Raw genomic sequence first — 1229 nt, 5'->3', positions numbered from 1 at the left:
GGTGGATTCAACCGGTCGATGCAACACACTAGACGCTGCGTATGCAGTGGAGGTGTTGCAAATGAAACAGCGGCGCAGGATCTACTACACCGAGACTCAAAAGGCCCTGATGTGGGAGCGGTGGCGCAAGGGTGACACGCTTCATCAGATTGCCCAACTGTTCGATCGCCACCATTCCTCTATTCAGGGGATTCTCGTCAGGACTGGCGGAATACAGCCAGCGCCTCGACACCGTTCAAAGCTGGCCTTGACGCTTGCCGAACGCGAGGAAATCTCGCGCGCAGTCGTCGCCGGCCAGTCGATTCGATCGATAGCGGCGCGGTTAGGACGTGCGCCATCTACTATCAGCCGCGAAGTGCAGCGAAATGGCGGAAGGCAATACTATCGGGCGACCCAGGCCGACGCGCTCGCCTGGGACCGCGCACGGCGCCCAAAGACATGTAAGCTGGTCAGGAATCGGACACTCGCCCAGGTTGTGGCAAGCAAGCTCCGATTGCAGTGGTCGCCGGAGCAGATTGCGGGTTGGCTCAAGCACGTGTATGCAGTCAACAAGGACTATCAGGTGTCGCACGAGACTATCTATCGGAGCCTCTATATCCAGGCCCGTGGTGCGCTGAAAAGAGAACTGCTGGAACACCTGCGCCGTTCTCGGGCGATGCGTCGATCGCGTCAACACACACTAAAGACCGAGGACCGCACGAACATCCGCGATGCCATATCGATCAGTGAACGCCCGGGCACGGCCGAGGATCGAGCAATACCCGGGCACTGGGAAGGCGATCTTCTGTTCGGCAACGCCAACAGTCAGATTGCAACACTCGTCGAACGCCGGACCCGGTTCGTGATGTTGGTGAAGATTGCCAGCAAGGACTCTGACGCTGTCGTCAATGCTCTGATAAGACACGCCGGCAAGCTTCCGCAGGAATTGTATAAATCGCTGACGTGGGATCGGGGTACGGAGATGGCTGGCCACAAGCGCTTCACGGTCGCGACGGACATCAAGGTCTACTTCTGCGATCCCCAGCATCCCTGGCAACGCGGCACGAACGAAAACACGAACGGGCTTCTGAGACAGTACCTCCCAAAAGGAACGGACCTCTCTACCTACTCGCAGGCCAAGCTTAACGCCATTGCCCGACGGCTCAACGAACGTCCCCGCAAGACACTAAACTTCGATACACCGGCTGAACGATTCCATCAAGCTGTTGCATCGACCGGTTGAATCCACC

The 1229-nt window shown here is 58.1% G+C and carries 1 protein-coding gene; it reads left to right on the top strand.

The window, feature by feature from the left end; genetic code table 11:
* Positions 1-61: 61 nt before the first annotated feature.
* Positions 62-1222, top strand: coding sequence for an IS30 family transposase (locus U4Z64_RS37235; protein WP_321822677.1), 1161 nt, complete (start codon positions 62-64; stop codon positions 1220-1222).
* The last annotated feature ends 7 nt before the right edge of the window (positions 1223-1229 follow it).

Origin of the sequence: Burkholderia sp. BCC1996 (genome assembly GCF_905339955.1) — a bacterium.
In the GTDB taxonomy this organism is placed as follows: Bacteria; Pseudomonadota; Gammaproteobacteria; order Burkholderiales; family Burkholderiaceae; genus Burkholderia.
Note: the sequence above shows the minus strand (reverse complement) of the source record. Positions and strands in the feature narration are given on the sequence as shown.

Excerpts from the sequence above, each read along its gene's own strand:
- U4Z64_RS37235 (WP_321822677.1), top strand. The coding sequence starts at position 62 with ATGAAACAGCGGCGCAGGATCTACTACACCGAGACTCAAAAGGCCCTG.